This window comes from Neobacillus sp. NPDC093182 (genome assembly GCF_044754045.1).
In genome coordinates, this window is record NZ_JBIVOI010000015.1 from 24,530 (window position 1) to 50,634 (window position 26,105).

23 protein-coding genes and 1 other annotated feature are annotated in these 26,105 nt (G+C 39.9%); of the genes, 19 read left to right on the forward strand and 4 right to left on the reverse strand.

Going from position 1 to position 26,105, the window contains the following annotated elements:
* The first annotated feature begins 60 nt into the window (after positions 1 to 60).
* Positions 61 to 534, forward strand: coding sequence for a branched-chain amino acid aminotransferase (locus tag ACIQAA_RS23850; RefSeq protein WP_402624578.1), 474 nt, complete (start codon positions 61 to 63; stop codon positions 532 to 534).
* 144 nt (positions 535 to 678) lie between these two features.
* Here the strand turns inward: ACIQAA_RS23850 and ACIQAA_RS23855 are convergent, their stop codons facing one another.
* Positions 679 to 1,296, reverse strand: a complete 618-nt coding sequence (locus ACIQAA_RS23855; protein ID WP_402624580.1) for a GyrI-like domain-containing protein — start codon at positions 1,294 to 1,296, stop codon at positions 679 to 681.
* Positions 1,297 to 1,443: 147 nt separating this feature from the next.
* Between ACIQAA_RS23855 and ACIQAA_RS23860 the strand changes: the two genes are divergently transcribed.
* From ACIQAA_RS23860 to ACIQAA_RS23905, 10 genes are all read left to right on the forward strand, one after another.
* Positions 1,444 to 2,133: an NAD(P)H-binding protein gene (locus ACIQAA_RS23860; RefSeq protein WP_402624583.1), complete on the forward strand. Its 690-nt coding sequence runs from the start codon at positions 1,444 to 1,446 to the stop codon at positions 2,131 to 2,133.
* 123 nt (positions 2,134 to 2,256) lie between these two features.
* Positions 2,257 to 2,868 carry an NAD(P)H:quinone oxidoreductase gene (gene wrbA, locus ACIQAA_RS23865; RefSeq protein ID WP_402624586.1) on the forward strand — a complete coding sequence of 204 codons (612 nt, stop codon included), beginning with the start codon at positions 2,257 to 2,259 and terminating at the stop codon, positions 2,866 to 2,868.
* A gap of 491 nt (positions 2,869 to 3,359) precedes the next feature.
* Positions 3,360 to 4,724: an NAD(P)-dependent oxidoreductase gene (locus ACIQAA_RS23870; protein WP_402624588.1), complete on the forward strand. Its 1,365-nt coding sequence runs from the start codon at positions 3,360 to 3,362 to the stop codon at positions 4,722 to 4,724.
* Positions 4,725 to 4,803: 79 nt separating this feature from the next.
* On the forward strand, positions 4,804 to 6,090 hold the full coding sequence (gene preA / locus ACIQAA_RS23875) for an NAD-dependent dihydropyrimidine dehydrogenase subunit PreA (protein WP_402624591.1): 1,287 nt from the start codon (positions 4,804 to 4,806) through the stop codon (positions 6,088 to 6,090).
* Positions 6,091 to 6,105: 15 nt separating this feature from the next.
* Complete coding sequence (gene hydA / locus ACIQAA_RS23880) at positions 6,106 to 7,524, forward strand: dihydropyrimidinase (RefSeq protein WP_402624594.1); 1,419 nt, start codon at positions 6,106 to 6,108, stop codon at positions 7,522 to 7,524.
* Positions 7,525 to 7,874: 350 nt separating this feature from the next.
* Positions 7,875 to 9,344 carry an NCS1 family transporter gene (locus tag ACIQAA_RS23885; protein ID WP_402624597.1) on the forward strand — a complete coding sequence of 490 codons (1,470 nt, stop codon included), beginning with the start codon at positions 7,875 to 7,877 and terminating at the stop codon, positions 9,342 to 9,344.
* Positions 9,345 to 9,373: 29 nt separating this feature from the next.
* A complete protein-coding gene (locus tag ACIQAA_RS23890; protein WP_307301322.1) occupies positions 9,374 to 9,592 on the forward strand; it encodes a hypothetical protein in 219 nt (72 codons plus the stop codon).
* Positions 9,593 to 9,665: 73 nt separating this feature from the next.
* Positions 9,666 to 10,937, forward strand: coding sequence for a PucR family transcriptional regulator (locus ACIQAA_RS23895; RefSeq protein ID WP_402624599.1), 1,272 nt, complete (start codon positions 9,666 to 9,668; stop codon positions 10,935 to 10,937).
* A gap of 115 nt (positions 10,938 to 11,052) precedes the next feature.
* On the forward strand, positions 11,053 to 12,519 hold the full coding sequence (locus ACIQAA_RS23900; protein ID WP_402624601.1) for a CoA-acylating methylmalonate-semialdehyde dehydrogenase: 1,467 nt from the start codon (positions 11,053 to 11,055) through the stop codon (positions 12,517 to 12,519).
* 16 nt (positions 12,520 to 12,535) lie between these two features.
* Entirely contained in the window at positions 12,536 to 13,891 is a 1,356-nt protein-coding gene (locus ACIQAA_RS23905; RefSeq protein WP_402624604.1) for an aspartate aminotransferase family protein, read from the forward strand.
* A gap of 51 nt (positions 13,892 to 13,942) precedes the next feature.
* Here the strand turns inward: ACIQAA_RS23905 and ACIQAA_RS23910 are convergent, their stop codons facing one another.
* A complete protein-coding gene (locus ACIQAA_RS23910) occupies positions 13,943 to 14,170 on the reverse strand; it encodes a hypothetical protein (protein WP_402624605.1) in 228 nt (75 codons plus the stop codon).
* 33 nt (positions 14,171 to 14,203) lie between these two features.
* Positions 14,204 to 15,190, reverse strand: coding sequence for a multicopper oxidase domain-containing protein (locus tag ACIQAA_RS23915; protein ID WP_402624608.1), 987 nt, complete (start codon positions 15,188 to 15,190; stop codon positions 14,204 to 14,206).
* 424 nt (positions 15,191 to 15,614) lie between these two features.
* Between ACIQAA_RS23915 and ACIQAA_RS23920 the strand changes: the two genes are divergently transcribed.
* The 8 genes from ACIQAA_RS23920 (at position 15,615) to ACIQAA_RS23955 (ending at position 25,686) form a co-directional block, all read left to right on the forward strand.
* On the forward strand, positions 15,615 to 17,864 hold the full coding sequence (locus tag ACIQAA_RS23920) for an AAA domain-containing protein (RefSeq protein WP_402624610.1): 2,250 nt from the start codon (positions 15,615 to 15,617) through the stop codon (positions 17,862 to 17,864).
* Between the two features lie 84 nt (positions 17,865 to 17,948).
* Positions 17,949 to 18,154, forward strand: a binding site (T-box leader).
* A gap of 51 nt (positions 18,155 to 18,205) precedes the next feature.
* Positions 18,206 to 19,318, forward strand: a complete 1,113-nt coding sequence (proB, locus tag ACIQAA_RS23925) for a glutamate 5-kinase (RefSeq protein ID WP_402624612.1) — start codon at positions 18,206 to 18,208, stop codon at positions 19,316 to 19,318.
* 8 nt (positions 19,319 to 19,326) lie between these two features.
* Positions 19,327 to 20,568 (forward strand): glutamate-5-semialdehyde dehydrogenase, encoded by a 1,242-nt coding sequence (locus ACIQAA_RS23930; RefSeq protein WP_402624614.1) that lies wholly within the window; start codon positions 19,327 to 19,329, stop codon positions 20,566 to 20,568.
* Between the two features lie 121 nt (positions 20,569 to 20,689).
* A complete protein-coding gene (locus ACIQAA_RS23935; RefSeq protein ID WP_402624617.1) occupies positions 20,690 to 22,966 on the forward strand; it encodes a helicase C-terminal domain-containing protein in 2,277 nt (758 codons plus the stop codon).
* 97 nt (positions 22,967 to 23,063) lie between these two features.
* The gene (locus ACIQAA_RS23940; protein ID WP_402624619.1) at positions 23,064 to 23,840 is read left to right on the forward strand and encodes a hypothetical protein; all 777 of its coding nucleotides are present in this window, start codon (positions 23,064 to 23,066) and stop codon (positions 23,838 to 23,840) included.
* Between the two features lie 17 nt (positions 23,841 to 23,857).
* Complete coding sequence (locus ACIQAA_RS23945; RefSeq protein WP_402624622.1) at positions 23,858 to 24,721, forward strand: DUF3307 domain-containing protein; 864 nt, start codon at positions 23,858 to 23,860, stop codon at positions 24,719 to 24,721.
* An 83-nt stretch (positions 24,722 to 24,804) separates the two neighbouring features.
* Complete coding sequence (locus ACIQAA_RS23950) at positions 24,805 to 25,329, forward strand: type 1 glutamine amidotransferase domain-containing protein (RefSeq protein WP_402624986.1); 525 nt, start codon at positions 24,805 to 24,807, stop codon at positions 25,327 to 25,329.
* Between the two features lie 84 nt (positions 25,330 to 25,413).
* Positions 25,414 to 25,686: a DUF1292 domain-containing protein gene (locus ACIQAA_RS23955; protein WP_402624625.1), complete on the forward strand. Its 273-nt coding sequence runs from the start codon at positions 25,414 to 25,416 to the stop codon at positions 25,684 to 25,686.
* A gap of 39 nt (positions 25,687 to 25,725) precedes the next feature.
* Here the strand turns inward: ACIQAA_RS23955 and ACIQAA_RS23960 are convergent, their stop codons facing one another.
* On the reverse strand, positions 25,726 to 26,091 hold the full coding sequence (locus ACIQAA_RS23960) for a hypothetical protein (protein WP_402624628.1): 366 nt from the start codon (positions 26,089 to 26,091) through the stop codon (positions 25,726 to 25,728).
* Positions 26,092 to 26,105: the final 14 nt, after the last annotated feature.

Sequence of the window (26,105 nt, forward strand, 5' to 3'; positions counted from 1 at the left end):
CTTTTTTATTTGACATAACTCTATAGTAAAAGTGGGATTGTCTAAATAGGAGGTTTTAAAATGGAAATCAAATTAAACTCAAGTTTTAATGAAGCCTATATTGAACGCTGCAGCAAGGAAACAGAAACGATGATTGCTAATGAATCAGCGAGTTTTTTAACCAAACCAATTACATATTTAAAAGAACATAAACGTGAATTTATTTATGTAGAGTCAGCTTTGTTTGAAGAAATCGGTGTCGAAGGTGTGTCGATCGAGGTAGATGATGTCTTCGGAACCTATGATGTCATGCTGGGTTTAAAGCTTCAAAAGAAGTTTGAAAAAATGTTAAAGGAACAGCTTAATCACTCTTTACAGGGTGATGAAGCAAAATTTGATTTAATGTTTAGCCATGACGATGGTTTATGGGATTTGAACTTTGCCTTAAATTACGTAGATGCATATCGAGAAAATCTATCCATCCATGAGTCCCTTCAATTAATTCACCAGTTTTTATCTGCTTTAGTACATACCGTTAAACAAACAACCAGCTGAAATACGCTGGTTGTTTGTTTGTATCTGCGTTAAGCATGATAGTAAGGGAGGGAGAGTTTTTGAGAGTTATATCATTGTGCCCAAGTAATACTGAAATAATGGAATACTTAGGTTTGTCTGATCTTTTAGTATAAGATCCAAGTGTTATTTTATCTTATATCTAAGTACTGTTTTTAATTTTGCGGGGTCCGACTTTCTTGGATCACTTATGTAGATTTCCCGATGTCTTTTGTCGATTCGAGTCAGGTGATTGGCAGCACAAAAATCATCCATTTTTGAAAAAGTTACCGGTTCACTATCGTAATCCCCCATGTGCATACATTGGACACACAATCCCTCTTCAATAGTTTCAAATTTAACGGACCGTAACAGTACATCTGATACCTTTTTCGCACTTACTTCCTTGGCAAATGAAAAGAGTTCCGCTGTAACAAACTCTGGCTGGCGAATCATCAGCTTATAAACGAGTCTGTCTTTGTCCAGCTTTTCTAATTGTCTCCCTTCTTCATCCAAGTCCCAGACTCCTTCTAATGGAAAAACCGTATATTCATAATATCCCTCCGGAGTGATACCTTTCTTTGGAAGCATCCTGATCGCATATGATAAAGCATATAGGGCCTCCACACATTCCGTAAATGCTTCGCTGTTAGGATTTCCTTTCCCTTTTAATGTGAAGTAATGGATCGGAGGCACTGCAATTTTAGCTGGGTGCGCAGCAGGCAAATACAAATCTTTCTCTTTTTTTCTCCATTCATATTTCATCGTTCGCTCTCCTTTATGTTGGCTACATAAAAATGATATATCATTTATTGTAAAAAAACATTTTCTTTTCTACTTTTTATTTGAACCTTTTGTGCATGGTATAATTTTCTTACGTGATTGCTTAATGTTGAGAGGGGCTAGCTGAATATGGGTCTAACAAAAAAAACGGCACTTGTGCTCGGAGCTACAGGTCTAATCGGAAAAGAATTAGTCCAAATACTTAGTGAAAATGGGCACTATCAAAAAGTGCATTTATTGGTTCGCAGACCGATTGAAGTAGAATCTAAAGTATGTGAAGTACATATCGTTGATTTCGATAAACTACATCAATACCATGAGTTATTTCAAGTAACAGATGTTTTCTGCTGCCTAGGGACAACGATAAAAGTGGCAAAGACAAAAGAGGCTTTTCGTAAAGTAGATTATGAATATCCTATTGAGGCTGCAAAAAAAGCAAAGGAAAACGGTGCTGAAAAGTTTCTCATAGTCAGTTCTATGGGGGCAGACAGTAAGTCATTATTTTTTTACAGCCGGGTAAAAGAGGAGGTAGAGGAAACACTGGCTAATTTAAACATACCTTCTCTGCATATTTTCAGACCTTCATTATTGTTAGGAAAGCGGGAAGAGTTCCGGTTAGGAGAGAAACTAGCCGAAAAAGCCAGCGGTGTGTTGAACAAAATCATGATAGGTCCCCTGCGTCCATACCGAGGGATACAAGCAAGAAAAGTTGCTGCTGCGATGGCAGTGATGGCTCAATCAAATAAAAAAGGACACCATGTCTATCTCTCACATGAAATTGATTCAATGATTGGGTTTTCAGAATGGAAAAAGCTTTAAGCAAACGAATATTTTAATTTCTTATCGGGGAAAATTTAATGTCACCAACAATCATAGAGGTGGTATTAAATGGGTTTTTTAAGCAGATTATTTGGAAACCAACCGGATAAGGAGACAGAGCCAATGACAAATGTAAAATTAGCTGTCGTTTACTATAGTATGGGCGGCACGAACTACCAATTAGCAAAATGGGCTGAAGAGGGGGCGAAAGAAGCAGGTGCAGAAGTAAGAGTATTAAAGGTACCTGAGCTTGCTCCTCAGAATGTAATTGATGAAAATGAAGGCTGGAAGGCACATGTAGAAGCGACAAAGCATGTACCTGAGGTAAAACATGATGATTTAGAGTGGGCAGATGCCATCATTTTCAGTGTTCCAACTCGCTTTGGAAATATGCCTGCCCAAATGAAGCAATTTTTAGATACAACAGGGGGATTATGGTTCCACGGGAAACTGGTTAATAAAGTAGTCAGCGCGATGTCTTCTGCACAAAACGCTCATGGCGGACAAGAAGCAACGATTCTATCTCTTTATACATCTATGTATCATTGGGGTGCGATTGTTGCAGCACCTGGTTATACAGATCCTGTTATTTTCTCATCAGGAGGCAACCCATACGGAACCAGTGTTACAGTTGGACAAGACGGTAAAATGATTGAGGATGTACAAGCTACCGTCAAACACCAAGCAAAGCGTACCGTTCAAGTTGCTGAATGGGTAAAAAAAGGTAATCAATAATATTAATCGAAAGTGTACCAAATAGGTGCACTTTTTTGTTTGTCGTTATCATTCGGCAATTAATTTAAGAATGTCGAGAACTTATTTGTTAGATAAACTGTCATTGATTTTTAATTTAGCCCTATTTTTTATGTGAAAACCTTGGTTCTTTCGTAAAGGATGCCTATTATTTTTTTTATAATCTTCATTAATAGGTTCGATGTAATTTTACAAAATTTTTTGTTCACATGTGATAAATTGGTAAAAGATTAACATTGGTACAAGAATAACTCTCATTTATCAACTACTTTATTCAACGCAATTTCCCTTCAAAACATCATCTGCTAATAAGGATCACATTTCATGTTTTAATACATCGGGTTACATATTGGATAGTAGAATACGAGCATCATTTTACAGGTTGTATAATGAAATGCACTTTTGTGGTCTGTAAAATTAAAAATAGATGCAGAATTTTCAGTAAAATCACTTTTAAAAAGGAGGGCTTTTTATTGGAAAAAATACAGCGAATCTCCACGATCAATCTAGAACGTAACTTCCAAGAAGTAGAACGTGCACTTACCAATCAAGAAGCGTTGGAAGAATCCAATCGCTGCCTTTATTGCTATGATGCCCCTTGTATTAAGGCATGCCCCACAGGCATCGATATCCCAACTTTTATAAAAAAAATTGCCTCAGGAAATTTACTTGGCTCTGCGAAAACCATTATGACCTCCAATCCAGTTGGTGCAAGCTGTTCTAGAGTGTGTCCAACAGAGGAGCTGTGTGAAGGTGCTTGTGTCTTAAATCATTCCACAAAACCAATTATGATTGGAAACCTGCAGCGATATGCTACCGATTGGGCCATCAAAAATGAACAAACGCTGTTTGAGCCTGGAAAACCAAATGGTAAATCTGTTGCTGTAGTGGGCGCGGGACCGGCTGGACTTTCTGCTGCCAGAGAACTAGCACGATTTGGATATAAAGTGACGATATTTGAAGCCGCAGAAAAAGCGGGCGGGTTAAATACCTACGGAATTGTCTCTTTCCGTCTTCCACAATCTATCTCGTACTGGGAAGTGGAACAGGTTGAAAAGCTTAATGTAACAATCAAAACCAATACACGGGTTGGTAAAGATGTGTCCGTAAAGAATTTACTTAAAGATTTTGATTGTATTGTTTTAGCGGTTGGCATGTCACATGTTCCTCATTTAGGTATCGAAGGTGAAGACCTCGAGGGAGTCTATGATGCGATTGAGTTTGTAAAGGAAACTAAAAGCGGAAGATTATCAAAGGATTTTGTTGGGAAGCGTGCCGTTGTGATCGGTGCAGGAAATACGGCCATTGATGGTGCCACCTGTTCAGTACGATTAGGTGCAGAAAATGTAAAAATTTTATACCGTCGAACAGAAGAAGAAATGACGGCCTATGATTTTGAATATGAATTTGCCAAACAAGATGGTGTCGAATTCCGCTGGTTAACCGCACCTAAGAGAATTATTGGAGATGAACATGGAAAGGTAACCGGGATTGAATGTATCAAAATGAATCTTGGTGAGCCTGATCAGGACGGCCGCAGAAGACCTAATTCCGTTGAAGGATCAGAATATGTTATACCGGTTGAAGCGGTTATCAAAGCGATCGGACAAACAAGGCATTTGGAACTTATTAAGGCACTAGAACTACAGCATGATAGTGGTGTAGTAAAGGTAAATAAAGAAACCTATCAAACTTCCAATCCCAAAATATATGCATGTGGTGATGTTGTTTTTGGAAAAGGCAATGGCGATGCCATGGTGGTTACCGCTGCACAGCAAGGGAAACTGGCAGCCTATAGCATTCATAAACAATTTACAGCAGTTGGAACTGCACATTAATTTAACATTCCTAAGGATATAATTATGTAAGCGCTTTCTGATAATAAAGCATGTTTCTATAACAAAGGGGTGAATTCATTTGGCTGATTTAAGTATTAATCTTGCAGGAATAAAATCTCCTAACCCATTTTGGTTAGCTTCTGCACCTCCAACTAATTCAGGGTATCAGGTTCAGCGAGCCTTTGAAGCGGGGTGGGGCGGTGCCGTATGGAAGACATTAGGTGACCCCATCTTAAATGTTACCTCTAGGTTTGCGGCGATAAGTTTTAACGGACAGCGGGTTGCTGGGTTCAATAATATTGAATTAATAACGGACCGGCCATTAGATGTAAATTTGAAGGAAATCTATGAAACGAAAAAGAGATTTCCAAACCATGCAATTATTGCATCCTTAATGATGGAGCCAAAACAAGAGAAGTGGCATGAACTGGTTAAACGTGTTGAGGATGTTGGGGTCGATGGTTTGGAATTAAACTTTGGCTGCCCGCATGGAATGGCTGAACGAGGAATGGGGGCTGCATCCGGGCAAGTACCAGCACTAGTTGAACGTCAGACCTATTGGGTAAAAGAAGTGGCAAAAACGCCTGTTATCGTAAAATTAACACCGAACATCACGGATATTACAGCTACTGCTGAAGCGGCTTGTAATGGCGGAGCCGACGCTATCAGTATGATTAACACCATAAATAGTTTAATGGGAGTAGACCTTGATACATGGAATACGATTCCACATGTTGCTGGGAAGGGTGCGCATGGCGGTTACTGTGGTCCTGCCGTAAAACCGATTGCTTTAAATATGGTGGCAGAGTGTGCACGACATGCAACTATTAATGTTCCTATTTCAGGTATTGGCGGAATCTCGAACTGGCAGGATGCCGTTGAATTTATGTTAATGGGCGCAACGGGTGTGCAAATTTGTACCGCTGCTATGCATCATGGATTCCGTATTGTTGAAGATATGATTGAAGGACTTAATCATTATTTAGATGGCAAGGGGATTAAATCTGTCAGCGAAATCATTGGTAAATCCGTCCCGAAATATTCGGATTGGGGTAATTTAGATCTCAATTATAATATTGTGGCAAAAATCAATACCGATGTGTGCATCAATTGTAACAAGTGCCATATTGCCTGTGAGGATACCTCTCATCAATGTATTGATAGGTTAACAGACGAAAATGGGAATGGGTACCTGAAGGTTAGAGAAGAGGATTGTGTTGGCTGTAATCTTTGCTCGATTGTCTGCCCGGTTGATGGAGCAATTGATATGGTGGAAGTACCAAATGAAATGCCTCCGATGACTTGGAATGAAAGACAGTCTGCCTTGAGTCTTGCAGCAGAATGTAAGATTAATAGTCACAAATAAGAAGGGAGAAATGGTATGAAGAAATTGATAAAAAATGGAACGATTGTAACAGCCTCAGATACCTATACAGCAGAAATATTAATTGAAGACGGAAGAATAACTCAGATTGGCACAAATCTTACAGCACAGGGAGCAGAAATAATCGACGCCAATGGCTGTCTTGTTATCCCTGGGGGTATTGATCCCCATACTCATTTAGATATGCCTTTTGGAGGAACCGTGACAAAGGATGATTTTGAAACGGGAACGATGGCGGCAGCTTTTGGCGGAACAACAACGATAATTGATTTTTGTTTAACGAATAAAGGTGAACCGTTAAAAAATGCGATCCAGACCTGGCATGCAAAATCGAAGGAAAAAGCGGTAATCGACTATGGTTTCCATTTAATGATAGCGGAAATCAATGAGAATGTCTTAAATGAACTTCCTTACGTGATCAATGAAGAAGGTATTACCTCTTTCAAAGTATTTATGGCCTACAAAAACGTTTTCCAGGCGGATGATGAAACGCTTTTCCGAACCCTTGTTACAGCGAAAGAAAATGGTGCGCTTGTAATGGTCCATGCTGAAAATGGGGATGTCATTGATTATTTAACGAAAAAGGCCATCGCAGAAGGAAACAAAGATCCAATCTATCACGCCCTGACCAGACCGCCTGAACTAGAGGGGGAGGCGACGGGAAGAGCAGCGAAACTCACCGGACTGGCAAACTCGCAATTATATGTGGTTCACGTTTCTTGCGCGGATGCAGTTGAAAAAATCGCGGAAGCACGCAGCAAGGGTTTTGATGTTTGGGGTGAAACTTGTCCACAATATTTAGTTTTAGATCAAAGTTACTTAGAAAGACCAAATTTTGAGGGTGCAAAATATGTTTGGTCACCTCCATTACGAGAAAAATGGAACCAAGAGGTGTTGTGGAATGCCTTAAAGAGCGGACAGCTGCAAACGCTTGGATCTGACCAATGCTCCTTTGATTTTAAAGGACAGAAGGATTTAGGAAGAGATGATTTTACAAAAATTCCAAACGGCGGACCGATTATTGAAGATCGACTATCGATCTTATTTTCTGAGGGGGTGAGGAAGGGACGGATTAGTCTAAATCAGTTTGTTGATTTAACTTCTACTCGAGCGGCTAAATTATTTGGCTTATTCCCGAAAAAAGGGACGATTGCAGTGGGGGCAGACGCTGATATCGTCATTTTTGATCCACAAGCAGAAAGAGTGATCTCTGCTGAAACTCACCATATGGCAGTCGATTACAATGCCTTTGAAGGCATGAAAGTCACGGGTGAGCCGGTTTCCGTATTATCACGAGGGGAGTTCGTCGTGCGGGATAAGCAGTTCGTCGGCAAACCAGGATCAGGCCAATATCTAAAGAGAGCCAAATACAATGTGAATGCACCAGTAAACCAAAACGAAACCCTATCCATTTAACAGCATTAAAGAGAACACTACTTTCTCCATTCATTGTTGAACGACTCCTGCAATTGCTTGCCATACAGCAAGCAATTGCCCTAAATAACCTCAGTTGTTGTCGGTGATTGAATTTGAATATTTAAATTCTTTTAATCTTGGCTGTGTTCGATCAAATTGTTGATTTGCACCCTGTTGATTGGAGCGAAAGGCACGAAGACTCCTGCGGGAGTACGGGGCTGGGGAGACCCCACAGGCGCTTAAGCGCCGAGGAGGCTCCCCGGCACGCCCGCGGAAAGCGAAGTGCCTGTAGTGGAAATCAACAGGCCCCATCAACACAGCCTTTAGTAAAACCGAAAAGGAGTGTTCATATGAAAAAAAGCCACTTAAAGTCTTCAGATTTATTACCAATTCAACAAAAAGACAGAAAAGTTACAAAGTTAGGATATTCATTTATGTGGGTAGGGATGGTAGTCGTACTCGCTACCTTTGCGATTGGCGGTGCAGGGGTCCAAAGTCTCTCCTTGCCGCTTGTCATTCTTGCAACCATTATCGGTTCACTCGCCATCGGATTTTTCATTTCCTTAATTGCTGATATCGGCATAGAGCATGGATTGTCATTTCCTGTATACATGAGAGCTCCATTTGGGACGATCGGAACCCATATTCCTTCAATCACAAGGGGAGTTACCGCTTCAGCTTGGTTTGGGATTAATACCTATTTCGGTGCGACAGCAATGAACGGCATTTTAAATATTTTATCTGGATTTGATAATTGGTTCATCTGCTTCATTATTTTTGCAATTTTCCAATTGATTAATACCGCTTTAGGAATTAAATCGATTGAAAGATTTGCTGATTTAGCGGCGCCAATCATTCTCATAATCTCGATTTGGATGTATTCCTCATTATCGGACCAAGCCCAAGCTGCGGGAAGAGATGTTTGGAGCTGGGTAGAATCACCAGTTACCGGCGGTGCGGCGGTTACCGCTTTTATGGTTGTTATTTTTAGTAACATGGGCTTCTGGGCAACACTGAGTGCCGATATTCCATCGATTTCTCGCTACATGAAAGCTCCAGTAAATGAAAAGAACTGGTTTAAGAGAAACAAAAGTTCTTTAATCGGAAACCTTATTGCCATGCCATTAACGCAAACCTTCATGATCATCATTGGTGCAGTCTCTTACATTGCGGTATTAAATGCAGACCCAGTGGTTGCACTTCAAGAATCAGCCAGCGGAATGGTCCTTGCCGTTTTACTGTTGATGATCGTATTAGCTCAGTGGTCAACGAATACTGCTGCGAATGTTGTTCCTGCTGCAACGATTTTCTCTAATGTAGGCGGACCGAAGTTTCCATTTTGGGCGGGTGTTATTACCGCTGGAATAGTGGGTACAATCGTGCAGCCGTGGGAGCTATTTGGTGTCATCATTCCTATTCTTTTAATCGTTGGCGGCGTATTGTCAGCAATCGTTGGTATTCTCTTTGCGGACTATTATTTAATCCGTAAAAGAAGAGTAAATGTGCCGGAGTTATACGAAGACCATGGTCAATTTAGATATTGGGGCGGTGTGAATCTTGCAGGCTTTATTGCTTGGATTATTGGCGGTTATGTCTCCTATTTACTCCCGGCATATGGATTTTTAGTAGGTTTCCTGCTTGGAGCTGCTATCTATTATGTCCTGGCGAAATACTGGTGGTTTAAGAAGTATCAACAAGCTGAAATTGAAGATCCAAGTGACGCAAAATATCTAGGAATCTCAGTCGGACGTGATTGGGTGATTGAAGAAGAATTTGAGTCTGTCATCGAGGAAGCACCTGCTGGTTTAAAATTTGATTAATGAAAATTTCTGAATTGTAGGAGGATACGATGTCGGATTATCAACAATATCTTAATGAACGAGATAAGCTTGATTTTTTCATCCAAAAGGGTTTTCGAATTAATGCCGTCCATGAACACTTAGATGGTGCTTCGGTTGAGTTTTACCACCCAGCGAGTAAAGAAAAGGAAACATTGCTTATTGGCACTGCCAATGCAAGAAAGTATTTTTCCAGCTTACTTATTAAACAGAATTTGGGCATAAGATGAGTTGAGAAGGAAGAAAGGGGATTGGTGCTTATAACCAATCCTCTTTTGAAAATTGATAGTTGGGAGAAATAGGATGAAGGAGCATTTACCATTGAGGGTTTCCGATATATTATCTCGGAAGCACTTCGAAGAAGCGATCGTGATAGCTGGGGAAGAAGGTTTGAATCGGATAGTAAAATGGGTTCACGTTGTCGAAGTAACAAACATTCGAAATCTTTTAAACGGAGATGAACTTATCCTATCAACAGGGGTGGCATGGAAAGAGGATGAGGATCTGTTTGTTTCTATACTCAATCAACTAGTAGAAACAAATGCAGCAGGTCTTTGTATTGAAATGGGAACTTATTTGTCAGAAATCCCTGCAGCTGCCATCCAGATTGCGGAACAAAAAAAGTTTCCGATCATTATTTTTCAAAAAGAAGTTCCCTTTGTTGAAATTACCCAGGATATTCATACCTTTATTATAAACAAACAATACAGGAAAATAAGTGACTTGAGGGCGTTATATGATGAGGAAAAAAAGAGGGTCGAGGAATTAGAGTGGCTCCAAGGCTGGTTAGAGGGGGACCATCCTTTAGACAGTATAAACGAATATTTATTGGAACATGGGATAAAACCAAAATCTACTGAAGCCCTTGTTTTACTTGCCAAGTTACATTCATTTAAAGAGAAATCGAATCAAGATGTAACGTATATTAAGTTATTATTTCAGTCTGTTTTTGAACAGAATGGCTTTGCTGTATTTTTGGTTGAAAAAAGAAATGTGATCATTTTTATCTTAATAAATAATCGCCCGAATAAGAATGTTAAGGATCGAATAAAAAAAGCAATCGAGTCGATTGAAGATTCAGAGTTTCTGAGAAAGAAGAGTACAGCAAAGATATTTATGGCAGCAGGTAAGTTTGTTGACCGATTAACAGATATACATATGAGCTGCCAAACCGCAAAAGAAACACTCCGCATTCAACAAGAAATGTCCAAGGAGAAAACGTATTTTTATGAGGATTTACATTTATACCGCCTCATATCCCAAATCAGTAAGCATGTAGATTTACAGGAACTTGTCATGGAATATCTGCAGCCAGTCATTCAACATGATAAAAAGTATAACGGCAAGCTGTTAGAAACATTAAAAACTTATTTAGAATGTAACGGATCCAAGCAAGAAACGGCTAATAAGCTTTTTATTGTAAGGCAGACCTTATACCACCGGCTCCAAAAACTGGAGAATCTGCTTGGAAAGGATTTTATGGACCATGAAAAACGAGTGGCATTCGAGTTCATGCTGCTCGTAAAAGATTATTTATCACCCTATTTCGCGGACAGTAAGAAAAATATTACGTAGTGTTCATTATGTGGAAGAAAATGCATGGGTTATCTTACAGTATGTCTAATGAACAACTTTCAACTATACGAGATAATGAATGTATATGATTTTAATTTAACTAGGAGGCGAATATATGAGCGTAACAAAAAAGGATACAACTGTTCTACAAAATTATATTAATGGTGTTTGGGTAAGTTCAAACAGCAGTCAGACCCTAAATGTCCCAAATCCTGCAACAAATGAATTACTCACTAAAGTTCCAGTTTCGACGAAAGAAGATGTGAATGAGGCGGCTGCAGCTGCGAAGGAAGCGTTTAACAAGTGGAAAAAGGTCCCGGTGCCAAAACGAGCAAGAATACTCTTTAAATATCATAGTCTATTAAGTGATAACCATGAAGAATTAGCAAGATTGATCGTCCAAGAAAATGGTAAAGCATTTAAAGAGGCATATGGGGAGGTTCAGCGTGGGATTGAGTGTGTAGAATTTGCCTCGGGAGCACCTACCTTGATGATGGGTGAAACATTATCAGGTATTGCGGAAGAGATAGATTCGGAGATGTTCCGCTATCCATTAGGGGTGGTTGGCGGCATCACACCGTTTAACTTTCCTATGATGGTACCGCTTTGGATGTTTCCTTTAGCCATTGCCTGCGGAAATACCTTTGTGTTAAAGCCGTCCGAACGGACACCGATTTTAGCTAATAGACTAGCAGAGTTGTTCTCTGAAGCGGGAGCTCCTCCTGGAGTCTTAAATGTCGTCCATGGTGCACACGATGTCGTAAATGGATTACTCGATCATGAAGATATTGCTGCGATCTCTTTTGTTGGTTCTCAGCCAGTTGCAAAGTATGTTTACGAACGAGCAGCAGCGAAAGGAAAAAGAGTTCAAGCCCTATCAGGAGCGAAAAATCATCATATTGTCATGCCAGATGCCGATATGGATAAGGCGGTACAGCATATTATCTCTTCAACGTTTGGAAGTGCGGGGCAGCGCTGTATGGCATGCAGTGCGGTTGTGGTTGTCGGTGACAATGAACCATTCGTTAAGGCCTTAGCTAAAAGAGCAGATGAGTTGATCATCGGAAATGGAATGGATGACGAGGTATTATTAACTCCTGTCATTAGAAAAGAACATCGCGAAAAGGTTCTTGGTTACATTGAAAGAGGCATCGTAGAAGGTGCTGACTTAATCCGCGATGGCCGCAAAGAAATGAGTGACCATCCAGAAGGGAATTTCTTAGGACCAACCATTTTCGATCATGTTACTCCTGAAATGACCATTGCCAAGGATGAAATTTTCGCCCCCGTTTTAAGCCTGCTCCGTGCCAGAGATTTAGATGAGGGATTGGAATATATTCGAAAATCCAGATATGGAAATGGAGCCACCATTTATACAAATAATGCAAAGGCAATCCGGCAATTCCGTGAAGAAGCTGACGCGGGTATGCTCGGTATTAACGTTGGTGTTCCGGCAACAATGGCATTCTTTCCATTTTCAGGCTGGAAGGATTCCTTCTATGGTGATCTCCATGTAAATGGGAAAGACGGCTTGAACTTCTATACGCGTAAAAAAATGATTACATCCCGTTTTGAAGCATAAAAAGGAGGGACGGAGCATGGTTCAAACAGGTCGTCCGCAGGAAGAATTACTTGCACAGGATGATAAATATTTATGGCATTCCATGAAGCCTTATAACCCCAATGCAACCATAGTTGCCACGAAAGCAGAAGGTTCTTGGGTAACCGATGCCGATGGAAAGCGCTATTTAGATGCAATGGCTGGATTATGGTGCGTGAATGTCGGCTATGGAAGAACAGAGCTTGCCGAGGCAGCTTATGACCAGCTAAAGGAAATGGCTTATTTTCCACTTACTCAAAGCCATATTCCGGCTATCAAACTGGCTGAAAAATTAAATGAGATGCTTGGCGATGAATACGTCATCTTTTTCTCAAACAGCGGTTCTGAGGCGAATGAAACGGCTTTTAAAATCGTCCGTCAATATCATCAGCAAAAAGGGGATGTGAATCGCTACAAAATAGTATCCCGTTACCGCGGTTATCATGGAAATTCCATGGGGGCTCTAGCAGCAACCGGTCAAGCACAAAGAAAATATAAATATGAGCCGCTCGCTCCAGGATTCATTCATGTTTCTCCGCCAGATTCCTATCGGGATGATGTTAATGTAAGTGATCCAAAGGAACTTTCATCTGTAAAAGAAATCGATCGGACCATGACGTGGGAACTAAGCGAAACGATAGCTGCGATGATTATGGAGCCTATCATTACGGGCGGGGGAATCCTAGTGCCGCCTGAAGGATACATGAAGGCAGCCAAAGAGGTTTGTGAAAAACATGGTGCTCTGTTGATTGTAGATGAAGTAATTTGCGGCTTTGGGCGAACTGGAAAACCTTTTGGCTTTATGAATTACGATGTTAAGCCCGACATTATCACAATGGCGAAAGGGATAACGAGTGCGTACCTGCCGTTATCCGCAACAGCCGTTCGTAAAGAAATATACGAAGCCTTTAAAGGAACGGAAGAATATGATTATTTCCGCCATGTGAACACCTTTGGCGGCAATCCAGCTGCTTGTGCCCTGGCGTTAAAAAACCTAGAAATTATGGAAAAAGAAAATCTCTTTGACCGCTCGCGTGACCTCGGTAAACTAGTGGTCAATGAATTAAGTGATCTTCTTCAGGACCATCCATTTGTTGGCAATGTACGTGGAAAAGGCTTATTGGTAGGAATTGAATTAGTGAAGGATAAGAAGACAAAGGAACCTTTGGAGGTAACCCTGGTTAATCAAGTGATTGCAAACTGCAAGCAGGAAGGGTTATTAATTGGTAAAAACGGAGCCACTGTAGCGGGCTACAATAATGTATTAACCCTATCACCTCCATTAAATATCACCCAAGAAGATATCAATTTCATTATTAAGACGGTAAGTGACAGCTTAAAGAAAATTAAATAAGCATAAAAAAAGTCCTAAGTGCCGGAAACACTTAGGACTTTTGCTGCTCATTTATTTTATCACAATGGGTATTCTTCCGTTTAAGAGGAAGGCATCGCTCAAATGATGTCTATATTCTATTTGACCATATGAGCTTAAAGATCTGCTAGACCTAATCAGCACATCCATCCTCTGGGCAGTCGACATTTCAATCGGCTTTCCAGCTGGAATCGTAAAAGGTTCATTGTAACGGCCAAATGGCGGTACACCGAGAGACCGGCCATCGACTGCGATAACCACGACATCAACCGGAAAGGTAATCTTTATTTTTGTTTAGGCTGCACATAATAAACGGACAAGGATCGTCTGATTTCTTTTAGCGTTAATAGAAATCTGCATCCCAGCCACACCACTATTTAAACCAGCTTGAACTGTTAGTCCAGGGCGGATAGATACCGCACTGCCAATGCGTCCTGGGAAATTAACCCCCGTAACGACAAAGTAATCAGGATTGTAATCATGAAAGGCAAAGAAATCATAACTTCCACTGTCATTTTCGTGAAAATCATCATTGACTCCCGGTTCATCACCCATCTTTGGGAAAGTCTGATGTACATGATCTGCTTGCTCACGCCAAACGGAGTCGATGTCATCAATAACCCAAAGTGCTTCCACATCATAAGGAACGGTCATGGCATGCGGATCACCACTCTCTAAGTTGCCTCCAATAAAACCAGGGAAATTTGGATATTTCGCTAGGTTGGCTGCTGTACGACGAGGATATCCGCCAACATTTTTGCCATCACTAGCATCATAGGCATCAGGCGGTTCCACAATCAGAAAATCATATAAACCAAAGTCGAAATGCTGAATCGTGCTTCGATGGCAATGATAAAAATAACTGCCGATATGATTAGGCTGCCACTGATATGTGTATTCTCCCAACTCCATGGAGGTATGTCCAACACCATCATTCATGGCAGTAGGCTCGATTCCATGCCAATGTACAGTGTGTGCAGGCTGACCGTGAGCTTCCACATAACTATGAAATACTACACCGCGCGGCACCCGTATCGTAGGACCAGGAAACGTTCCTTCCGATGCCTCAGGAACATCAGGATTTCCAATTAGAAAAAATCCAAGTTTTCTGCCATCCCACATCGCAAGGTCTCTTCCGTGCATAAGGTGGACTCTTTGGTTTTTTGGGATACTCATGACAGCTCCTGGTATAGTTGCAGCAACAAACTCAGGGACTGGATTGGTTGGATTCAAGAGCTCAGGGGTTGGCGGACTCTCTTGTGGTGGATCAAACGATTTCACCCATTCACCCTCGTGTCCAGCCACAAATAAAGACCTTATTTTAACCTGTTTTGAGTATTCAACCTTGTTCGGCTGGTACTAAATAACTATTCATTTTACAGATTGAAAATTCCTTTCTTTACCACATCTTGACAGCAATTTTTTTATCGAGGATATCTTTTTAAATATGACAAATTACACGCACGATTGTTTCGTAAAATAGGCAAAAAGACTCAATTGAAAACGAAGGGAATCAATTGTTGACTTTATAACGAACAGGTGGAGGCAAAGAAAAAATTTAACGTCGAAATTATTCTATGTATAACATTTTACTAAATCCAGAGATTGAGATTTTTTACACGATAGATTTATTTTTATGGATAAAACATGCTATAGTAAATTGACCATTTAGGGTAAATAGCTTTTAATTTAAAGGATGAAATCGATGACGAAGACAGTTTATTTGAAAGAGTGGCAGCAGGCGCTCCAAAATGAAATACTTTTTTTAAAAAAATACGGCAGTAACAAATATAGAGTGACAAACGGCAGGCTGTTATCTAACGATGGCACATTTACCTATTATTTTGACACTGCCTTTTCATTAAAAATACCAGTTGGTTCCTCCATCACGGTTATGTGGGGCGGAGTAAAGCAGGGAGGACGGACCCTTTCTTCTGAAGGGAAGGGGATCATTGTTCAATTAGAGCAATCGTTAGGTGATTTAATCCCTGAAGCCTATATCTATCACGATCCTTGGGAGCTGCTTGAACAGCTCATCGAACGGTTAGATGAAGTCAACAAAAGCAAGCAGAAACGTTTAAGAGTCAACCGATTAATGAACCCTTCGATGCCCGCAAAGCATCCCGTAGAAAAGATTAAAAGCAATGTTCATGAATTAGTGCTGCGCTCAAAATACAACCCGGTCACCTTCGTGTGGGGACCGCCTGGAACTGGAAAAACCTATACCCTTGCACGGGTTGCTGCAAATAAATATTTTCAAGAAAAAACGGTACTTATTCTTTCCCATAGTAATCAGGCAGTTGATGTATTAATCAGTGAAATTTCAGCATTTATTAAAAAGAAAGACCGCTTCAAAGAAGGAGATGTACTTCGGTACGGATCTAATACCGGGGTGGGAGAAGATAGCGATGAAGCACTTACCATCAGTCAGCTCTTACAGAAACAGGAAAATAGTCTTGTAGAAGATAAAGAAGCATTAATAGAAGAAAGAAAAAACCTAAAACAAGATATAGCCCGTTCCTTTAGTAAAAGAGATACGAATCAGCTATTGGATCTTGAGAAAAAGATTGCAAGAGTGCTTGAAAAAATACGTCAAAAAGAAATAGAGTATGTAAAGAATGCCCTTGTCGTTGGGTCTACGCTTGCCAAAGCAGCTAGTGACCCTGCTATTTATGGTAAGGAATTTGATGTTGTTATTGTGGATGAAGCAAGTATGGCCTATGTACCACAGGCAGCATTCGCGGCTTCACTTGGTAAAAGAGTAATCATATGCGGAGATTTTAAACAATTACCGCCCATCGCTTCTTCTAGGGACTCCCTCGTCACGGAATGGCTGAAAGAGGATATTTTTCATCGAGCAGGTGTGGCAGATTGGGTAGAGGAGGGTAAACTCCATCCGCATTTATTTTTATTGAAAGAACAGCGAAGGATGCATCCCGATATCTCTGCTTTTACCAATCGATACATTTATCATTCTCTTGTAGGTGACCATGAAAGTGTACTTAGTAATAGAAAAAAAATCGTTGATCATGCACCTTTTCCAGGGAGGGCTGCGATCCTTTTAGATACAAGTTATATGGGTGCTTTTTGTATTAATGAAAAAAGTTCTAATTCAAGATCAAATCTATGGCAGGCTCTGATTTCTTTTCAATTGATTCATGAATCCTATCTCGGCGGTGCACGTTCCATTGGATATGTAACACCCTACCGGGCACAAGCAAATTTAATGGATCTCCTGCTGCAGGATTTATATGAAAAAGAACGATTATCTACAGATATTGTTTCAGCTACCGTTCACCGCTTTCAGGGCAGTGAAAGGGATGTAATGATCTTTGATACGGTTGATTCCAATCCACAGGAACGGGCGGGAATGCTATTAACTGGAAAAGATAGCGAACGACTCATTAATGTAGCCATTACAAGAACAAAGGGAAAATTAATTCATGTCTGTAATATCGCTTTTATCCGCAAACATGTCTACAATAGAAAAACGATTAGACAGCTTGTTGAACATCAAGAAAAACATCAACAAAGTGTAAGAACAAAGGATATTGGCACTTGGATAAAAAATCAGCTTCCTAATTTAAAGTGGATCCATGCACTAAAATTAGATAAGGTTCTCAAGGACATAGAAAATGCCCGTTCTTCTATTGTTATTTCCTTACCAATAACTATTGTTTTGCCAGAGTCATGGACAAATGTTTTAGTTCATCGCAATCCGTCCGCCACACTCACCGTTATTTCTGAGAAACCCATTCCAGAAATACAGCCCGACTCATGGCAGGAGGCTGGATGTTCGTTCCCGTTTGTCGTCATTGATGAGCATATTCTCTGGCTCGGTTTCCAGCTAGGAAGAGGAAAAGGGTTACAGCCTCCCTATATCGCAGCTAGATTAAATTCGGAAAAGGTATGCGATTATTTGATCGGACAGTTAGTAACAAATGACTTAGACTAAAGAACTCATGTAATATTTTAATTTTCAAAAAACATTCTTGACATTTTGCTCATTTCTATAGATAATAAATAAAATTACAAAATGTTAATGGTAAGGGATTAGTAAACTTGGGAACGTGATAGAGAGTGAAACCCACAGGCTGTAAGGTTTCTCACGGGAAAGAGGTTGAACCTGCCCTATTCACACCGCTTATGAAAACATAAGCCGTTTTCCCTCGTTACGGAGTCAAAGTGGATGCTTTTGGGCATCAATGAAGGTGGTACCGCGGAAACGATTCTTCCGTCCTTTTTATAAGGACAGAAGAGTCGTTTTTTTATTTTTTTTAGAGGGGTAAGAGTAGGATGAAGAAACAACTTGTGGTTGTAAAAATAGGAAGCAGTTCGTTAACAACAGCTTCAGGTACGATATCTGAAGAAAAAATCCGTGATCATGTAGAAGCACTTGCCTGCATAAAAGAACAAGGCCATGATGTCATCCTGATCTCATCTGGAGCAGTCGCAGCAGGCTTTGGGGCGTTAGGGTATCCGACACGCCCGAAAACCACAGCAGGAAAGCAGGCAGCGGCAGCAGTCGGCCAGGGATTATTAATGCAGCATTATCATTTGCAATTTAAAGAGTTCGGGATTGTCCCAGCCCAAATTCTATTAACTAGAGAAGATTTTTACAGCCTTGAGCGGTTTCATAACCTTTACAATACCATATCGGAGCTTCTTCAAAGAGGCGTTATTCCGATTATTAATGAAAACGATTCTGTTTCGATTGAGGAATTAACCTTCGGTGATAATGATATGCTGTCAGCGCTTGTAAGCGGGTTTTTACATGCGAATGCATTAATCATCTTAACGGATGTAAATGGCTTATATAATGGAAATCCAAAAGTGATGAAGGATGCGAAGAAATATGACTTCATTCCGAGGGTTAACGATGACCTGCTTGAAGCAGCAGGAGGCAGTGGTTCTTCCGTTGGAACAGGCGGAATGAAATCGAAGCTGCTGGCAGCGAAAAAGGCACTTTCCTTCGGCGTTAGTGTCTTTGTCGGGACCGGTCAGGGCAGGGATAAGCTTTCCAATATTTTAGAGGGTAAAGGCGATGGAACTTATATTGGAGGCTCTTTCCAGACACAAATGCAAAAGAAAAAGCAATGGATTGCTTTTCATTCTCATACAGCTGGCATTGTGGAGATTGATGACGGGGCAGAAGAGGCAATTCTTACAAATGGGAAAAGTTTGCTGCCTGTTGGTGTTACAAATGTTATTGGTGATTTTAATGCGATGGATGTTGTCGAGGTTCACAATCAAAGAGGTGAATTGATTGGCAAAGGACAAATCTATTATTCTTCAAAAAATCTACAAATGGTCAAAGGTTTACCTGGTGAGAAAACGAAAAATTTTTCAATCAATAAACGTGCAGAAGTGATTCATCGAAATAACTGGGTCTCTCTGCCAGAGGAGTGAATTTTGTAATGAGTGAATTACTAGAAAAGGCCAAAAAACTAAGATTAGCCTCAAAGGTACTTGCTATTCTTTCTACCGAAGAGAAAAATGAAGCCTTAGCAAAAATGGCTGACCGATTACTGACAGAGAAAGAATTAATCCTTACTGAAAATGCTAAAGATATTCAAGCAGGAAAGGAAAATGGATTTTCGCCTTCTTTGCTGGATCGGTTATTGCTTACCGAAGCAAGAATTGAACAAATAGTGGAAGCGATTCGCCAGTTGATCGAACTTGAAGATCCAATCGGGGAAACCATAGAAGCTTGGGAGCGCCCGAATGGGTTACAGATTCATACGGTTCGTGTTCCGCTTGGTGTTATTGGAATGGTGTATGAAGCTCGTCCGAATGTAACCGTTGATGCAGGAAGTCTTTGCTTAAAAGCGGGCAATGCGGTTCTGCTAAGGGGAAGTACTTCGGCTCTTCATTCTAATAAGGCACTTGTTAAAGTAATGCGTGAGGCTTTAGCTGAAAGTAAGATACCAGCAGATGCCGTTCAGCTGCTTGAGGATACGAGCAGGGAAACCGCTTCGCAAATGTTTAAACTAAATCAATATCTTGATGTACTGATTCCCCGCGGAGGTGCGGGTTTGATTCAATCTGTTATTGAAAATGCGACAGTGCCTGTACTTGAAACGGGTGTTGGGAATTGTCATATATTTATTGATGATACAGCACAAAAAACAATGGCGGTTGATATTACGATTAATGCAAAATTGCACCGTCCTTCAGTATGTAATACGGCTGAAACTCTTCTCCTTCATGAGGATTGGCCATATATCTCAGAAATCATTCATTCCTTAAAGGAAAAAGGAGTGGAGCTTAGAGGGGATGAAGAGCTTGCTGCTCAATATCCATTTGTAAAACTAGCGGTTGAAGAGGACTGGCAGAACGAATTTTTAGCACCAATTTTAGCTGTTAAATTAGTTAAGAGTGTGAAGGAAGCCATTCAACATATTGACGAGTACAGTACAAAACATTCGGAAGCGATAATCAGTGAAAACGATGAAAATGTACGGTTATTTTTCCAGGCAGTGGATGCAGCTGTCGTCTATCATAATGCCTCCACACGCTTTACCGATGGAGAACAATTTGGCTATGGAGCGGAAATTGGAATTAGTACACAAAAACTGCATGCACGCGGACCAATGGGGCTTAGGGCTATTACTACTTCAAAGGCAATTGTGCAGGGTACAGGTCAAATTCGTTCATAATAAGTATTAGAGAACAAGGTAGATTCTTGTTCTCTATTTTTTTAATCATTGATTATGTGAGAAAAGAATTCTGTTATAATATTATTCAAACATATATTCTTATTTGGAGAAGGTGAGATTCTTGACTAATACCATTCAAATAGCGGTTAGGACCCTCGTGGAACATGTTTATAGCAGTGGCAGTATTGATTCCAGGTTTAGAGCACAGTCCACGATGTTAGATGGAACCAGAATTCACCAAAAAATCCAACATACATATCAAGAATCTGATCAAAAGGAAGTTTATCTTCGTGCTGACCTGTCTTTTAAAGACCTCGTATTTACAATTGACGGCAGGTGTGATGGTTTATTATTCCGTGATGGAGTCGTAATTATAGATGAGATTAAATCCACCTCTCAGCCGTTGGAACACCTTGGAGAAGAGGGTCTTCCCGTTCATTGGGCACAAGCAAAAATGTACGCTTATATATATGCGAAGGATCATCAGCTTCAGGAGATTTTTGTACAGCTTACCTATGTACAGGTTGAAAGTGATGAGAAGAGATATTTAAAAAAGTGTTTTACATTTGAGGATTTAGAGGTTTTTGCTCATGAGGTAGTAGAGAATTATTATCCTTATGCTAAATTACTTTATGATCACCGAGAAGCACGGAATGAAAGTAGTAAACAACTTGTTTTCCCGTTTGAATCTTACCGTGCTGGACAAAGGAAACTAGCTGGCGGTGTTTATAAAACGATATCAGAAGAAAAGAGTTTGTTTGTAAAAGCACCAACTGGGATTGGCAAAACGATTTCAACGTTTTTTCCTGCTGTTAAAGCAATGGGGGAGGGGCATTTAAATCGTATTTTTTATCTTACAGCTAAGACCATTACCCGGACAACGGCAGAAGAGGCTGCAGAGCGAATGCGGTCTTGCGGGCTATGTATGAAGTCCGTTACGATTACGGCTAAGGACAAGGTTTGTTTTAAGGATGAAACGAAATGTCAAAAGGATTATTGTGAGTTTGCTGATGGCTATTATGATCGAATAAATGAAGCGATTTTAGATATCGTATCGAATGAAACCTCTATGAATCGTGAGGTAATCGAGAAATACGCCCGCAAGCATACCATTTGTCCTTTTGAATTCTCGATTGATCTTGCTTATGTCGCTGACGCTGTCATTTGTGATTATAATTATATTTTTGACCCTCGCGTTTCGTTAAAACGATTGTTCGAGGATCAGAAGAAATCCACACTTTTATTAGTCGACGAAGCTCATAATCTGGTTGATCGCGGGAGAGAAATGTTCTCTGCCTCCTTAAACAAAGATTCATTTCTCCAATTGAAAAAGGAATTTAAAACTGTCAATAAGGTTATATATGATTGTGCTTCTAAGATAAATGCTTGGTTTATTTCTATGAAAAATAATCATGGAGAGCAGAGTGAATTTACTTTAGAGCAGGTGGATGAAGAATTGGTCGAGTTGTTAACCCAATTTAATGAAGGTGCTGAACTTTATCTACAAAAAGAGAACGCGCAAAACCTCCTGGATCTGTACTTTCAAGTCAATGCGTTTTTGAAAATAGTTGAGTTACTTGATGACCACTTTGTAACCTATGGGGAGAAAAATAAAAATGATGTGACACTAAAGTTGTTCTGCATCGACCCTTCCAAATTGCTGCAGAAGATGGGGAAAAACTATCGTTCGAAAGTCTTTTTTTCTGCCACGCTATCGCCGATATCTTATTACCAGGATGTCCTAGGCGGGCATGTGGACGATTATACCCTGTCGATCCCTTCGCCATTTAAAGAAGAACAGACAGATATTTTTATCAAACCGCTTTCGACTAGATATCGTGACCGAGAGAGAACAAAAGAGCCAATTGCATCCATGATCCATTCCTTAGTTCAAAATCGACCGGGTAATTATTTAGTCTTCTTCCCGTCCTATCAATATTTACTTGCGGTATATGAACAGTTCGTCACAGAATTTCCGGGAATCCATACCTTACTTCAGGGTTCGGGAATGTCTGAGCAGGAAAGAGAAGCATTCTTAGCAGAGTTCCAACCAAATCAGACAGAGACGCTGGTTGGATTTGCCGTACTTGGCGGAGTTTTTTCAGAAGGTGTCGACTTAAAGGGTGACCGGTTAAATGGAGTGGTGGTGATCGGTGTAGGTCTGCCACAGCTTTGCTATGAACGTAATCTTATCAAGGATCATTTTAATCAAAAGGAAAAAAGCGGTTATGATTATGCCTATGTATTTCCTGGAATGAACAAGGTATTACAGGCGGGTGGACGGTTAATCCGTTCGGAAGAGGACCATGGGACCATTGTGCTCGTAGACGACCGATTTTTACAAAGGCACTATCAAGAACTGCTGCCACTAGAATGGCGGAGTTTTACGGTCATATAGGAGCATTTTTATCAAATTGGATGAAAGTTTGACTATTTACTCTAAATTAACTAAAATTAGACTATATAATCTAATTTTTGGATACGAAGGTGTAATGATGAATCATCCTATTTCCATTTTTATACTTGATGTAAGTAACTCTTCATCCGCCGAAATGGGAGAAGAATTGACGGATTACCTAGATGAGCTTGTAAACTGGATTAATGTTTGGATGAAGGAGTTTGGTCATTGCAAGGTAAAACACCGTGCGGGCGATGAAATTATTTTTGCAGGTTATGGCTATTCAACTGCCTATATTATCGCATTTTTTATAAGCAGGGTTTGGAAGTATAGCGACCATACCCCTTATTTTGGTTTATCATTTGGTGATAGTGATAAAGAGTTAGAAGAAGTCGATATTGAGAAATGGATCCACCCGTTAATTAAGCAGGCAAGATATGCGAATGATTTATTAAAACAAGAGCAAGACAGGCCGTTATTTAAATTTGAACTGGATCAATTTTATCAAAATATATCACACTTCCCATATAACCAGTTCCGGAATGAGTTTGAGGTTTTAATCAATTCATTATTACGTTTACAAATGACGATGTTAAAAGAGCAAACACCTATTCAGGAGCAGGTTTTTACTTATTACCTTATCTTGCAGCAGCAAAAAGCAGCAGCAAAACTGCTTGGAAAAACAGCACCGACAATCTCTAGTCATTATAAAAAAGGGAAATCTGAAGAAATCATTAAGGTTTTTACCGAATTGGTCACCATCCTAGATTCACTGCAGGAAAAATCATATATCGATAAGCCGAAGAAAGCAAATAGTGAATCATTAATCGAATCAGTTCGAAATCATTTAAAAATAAATCATATGAAGCAATGATGCAGAGAGGAGTTTCCATGCTAGTATTATCCCTTATTCTCGCCCATCTCATAGCTGATTTTTATTTGCAGACCGATGAAATGGTCGTAGATAAGATGAAAAATATTAAGAAGCATACCGGCCACCATTTTCTTGTAAATCTACTTGTGCTGACTGTTTTTTACCTTTTTTCATTTAATGAACTAAGTGTTTTTACCAGTCTCATTTTTCCGTTGCTCTTTATTGTGAGCAGTCACTTTCTAATCGACATCCTGAAAATTAGGCTCCTTGATACCTTAAAAATAAGCAATGAAGAAAACCTAAAAAGAGCTAGTTTCTTTATAATTGATCAGCTCATACACCTTGGACTGATTCTGCTTGCGGGACAGTTATTTTTAGGAGTTAGTCTTGCAGGATTCCAAAAGTTTTTACTGCACGAGAAAGAATTAGGAGCTATAAACTCAGTTTTATTCATTATCATTGTGATTATTCTTGCAACGAGTGTAAGTGGGCATATGATAAAAATCCTATTAGGTTCCCTGCCTAATCAGCTTTTAACCTTTGAAGGTAAATATACATTTAAAAATGAACGGCAAGAGGCTCAATATGCCAAGAATCATACGGGTAATAGAGCATTGACAGAAGAATACAACTATACGATTTTTAGCAAACATGACCTCTCTCGGGGAAAATTAATTGGCTATATTGAGAGATTACTAGTCTTAGTGTTAACCTTTTATAGTGCGTATCCCGCAATTGGATTTATTGTTGCTGCAAAGTCGATTGCACGGTTTAAACAAATGGATGACCGGAACTGGGCGGAGTACTTTTTATTGGGAACGCTGACATCGATGTTCATAGGGATTACGCTGGGAATACTTCTGCGGGAAGTGTTGACGTAGACACCACTGATTAGAAAAAATCATGGTGTTTTTTTGTGATTTGTATTTTCTATGTCATAATTAAAAAGGAGGTGGGAAGAATGATGCAATTAAAAGGTAAGAAAGTTGTTAGTCTTGTTCATCATGATTTTGAAGATCTTGAATTATGGTATCCCATTCTAAGACTAAGAGAAGAAGGGGCTGTTGTTCACTTAGCAGGTGAGAAGGCTGAGGATGAATACATAGGTAAATACGGTGTTCCGGCAAAATCGGATTACTCCTATAGTGATATTAAAGGAGAAGAGTACGATGCTATATTGGTTCCAGGAGGCTGGGCACCTGATAAGATCCGCCGCTTTCCTGAAGTCCTTTCACTGCTTCAACATTTCGAAGACAACAAAAAGCCGATTGGACAAATCTGCCATGCAGGGTGGGTTTTAATTTCTGCAAAAATATTGCAGGGTAAGAAGGTAACAAGCACACCTGGGATTAAGGATGATATGGAAAATGCCGGTGCAACTTGGTATGATGAACCGGTTGTGGTCGACGGACACTTAGTCTCAAGCAGACGCCCGCCGGATTTACCGGATTATATGCGCGAATTTATTAAAGTTATCGAGAAAAAATAAGTTATTTTTAAGCATTATTTCCATCCTTTTTAGAGATACTTATGGAATGAAATGCTTATTCTTTTAATGAGAGGGAGATGTAACGTGGCCAATATTGAAGTAGGCGAAGTTTTTACGATTAGTGATGAAACAGATCAGGAGCAGGAAGTAGAAGTATTAGCTTCCATCAATATAGAAGGTACCAATTATGTGGCTGTTGGTTTTGTAGAAGATATTAAAGAGGAAACAGAAGAAGACATTGATATTTTCTTCTTAAAAGTTGATGAGGATGGAGACTTAACGGCTATCGAAAGTGACGATGAGTTTGATAAAGTATCGGCTGCTTTTGATGAGATTATGGATGAGGAAGAGGAATAGGAAAAAGCTGGCTTCGGCCAGCTTTTTTTAAAGAATAGATTAGTGTTCGTGGGAGTCAGGTGGAGTAACACCCATGTAAAATCCATTAAAAAATGCTGCTGTCCAGACTGTTCCATCAGAGTATGTTACCGGAATACCTATCATCATTGTTTTATGGGTAACATTGTATATTACTTCAACGTTTCCTACGCCATTCCACTTATATCCCTCTTGTTTTATTAACTTTTTTGCGTTTTTTAATTCATTTGATTTTAAAAGGTCAGAAACAATTTTATTTTTTTCAGCACCTGTAATTTCTTCTGTGATACACCCACACTCGCCATGTGCAAAAGCTACATTTCCCGAACCAACAAACATCAAGAAAACAATTAAACTAGTACAAAGTAATGTTACTATCTTTTTCATAAATTCTCCTCCTT

What these genes read in the sequence shown, in the direction of transcription:
- ACIQAA_RS23850 (WP_402624578.1), top strand. Translation starts at nt 61, where the DNA reads ATGGAAATCAAATTAAACTCAAGTTTTAATGAAGCCTATATTGAACGC.
- ACIQAA_RS23855 (WP_402624580.1), bottom strand. Translation starts at nt 1,296, where the DNA reads ATGAAATATGAATGGAGAAAAAAAGAGAAAGATTTGTATTTGCCTGCT.
- ACIQAA_RS23860 (WP_402624583.1), top strand. Translation starts at nt 1,444, where the DNA reads ATGGGTCTAACAAAAAAAACGGCACTTGTGCTCGGAGCTACAGGTCTA.
- wrbA (WP_402624586.1), top strand. Translation starts at nt 2,257, where the DNA reads ATGACAAATGTAAAATTAGCTGTCGTTTACTATAGTATGGGCGGCACG.
- hydA (WP_402624594.1), top strand. Translation starts at nt 6,106, where the DNA reads ATGAAGAAATTGATAAAAAATGGAACGATTGTAACAGCCTCAGATACC.
- ACIQAA_RS23885 (WP_402624597.1), top strand. Translation starts at nt 7,875, where the DNA reads ATGAAAAAAAGCCACTTAAAGTCTTCAGATTTATTACCAATTCAACAA.
- ACIQAA_RS23890 (WP_307301322.1), top strand. Translation starts at nt 9,374, where the DNA reads ATGTCGGATTATCAACAATATCTTAATGAACGAGATAAGCTTGATTTT.
- ACIQAA_RS23895 (WP_402624599.1), top strand. Translation starts at nt 9,666, where the DNA reads ATGAAGGAGCATTTACCATTGAGGGTTTCCGATATATTATCTCGGAAG.
- ACIQAA_RS23900 (WP_402624601.1), top strand. Translation starts at nt 11,053, where the DNA reads ATGAGCGTAACAAAAAAGGATACAACTGTTCTACAAAATTATATTAAT.
- ACIQAA_RS23905 (WP_402624604.1), top strand. Translation starts at nt 12,536, where the DNA reads ATGGTTCAAACAGGTCGTCCGCAGGAAGAATTACTTGCACAGGATGAT.
- ACIQAA_RS23920 (WP_402624610.1), top strand. Translation starts at nt 15,615, where the DNA reads ATGACGAAGACAGTTTATTTGAAAGAGTGGCAGCAGGCGCTCCAAAAT.
- proB (WP_402624612.1), top strand. Translation starts at nt 18,206, where the DNA reads ATGAAGAAACAACTTGTGGTTGTAAAAATAGGAAGCAGTTCGTTAACA.
- ACIQAA_RS23930 (WP_402624614.1), top strand. Translation starts at nt 19,327, where the DNA reads ATGAGTGAATTACTAGAAAAGGCCAAAAAACTAAGATTAGCCTCAAAG.
- ACIQAA_RS23940 (WP_402624619.1), top strand. Translation starts at nt 23,064, where the DNA reads ATGAATCATCCTATTTCCATTTTTATACTTGATGTAAGTAACTCTTCA.
- ACIQAA_RS23945 (WP_402624622.1), top strand. Translation starts at nt 23,858, where the DNA reads ATGCTAGTATTATCCCTTATTCTCGCCCATCTCATAGCTGATTTTTAT.
- ACIQAA_RS23950 (WP_402624986.1), top strand. Translation starts at nt 24,805, where the DNA reads ATGCAATTAAAAGGTAAGAAAGTTGTTAGTCTTGTTCATCATGATTTT.
- ACIQAA_RS23960 (WP_402624628.1), bottom strand. Translation starts at nt 26,091, where the DNA reads ATGAAAAAGATAGTAACATTACTTTGTACTAGTTTAATTGTTTTCTTG.